1 pseudogene is annotated in these 230 nt (G+C 60.9%); it reads right to left on the bottom strand.

Annotated elements, in window-relative coordinates:
* Nucleotides 1-230: pseudogene (locus AC2YI2_RS35335) on the bottom strand (methyl-accepting chemotaxis protein); the annotation flags it as partial.

Here is a 230-nt window from a genome sequence, read left to right as displayed (position 1 = left end):
ACCTTGAAGAAGGCGATGGAAGCCTGGAGTTCCTCGGCCTGCGAAGCCAGTTCCTCAGAGGTCGCCGACATTTCTTCCGACGCGCCGGCATTGGTCTGGGTCACCTTGTCGAGCTGCTGGATCGCTTCGTTGATCTGGGCGGCACCGATATCCTGCTCACGGCAGGCAGCGGAGATCTCCGAGATCAGTTCGGCGGTCTTGCGGATATCGGGCACCAGCCGGTTCAGCAT

This window comes from Rhizobium sp. SRI_017 (genome assembly GCF_057586295.1).
The sequence above is the reverse complement of the archived record's forward strand: the minus strand, read 5'-3'. Positions and strand labels throughout refer to the sequence as shown.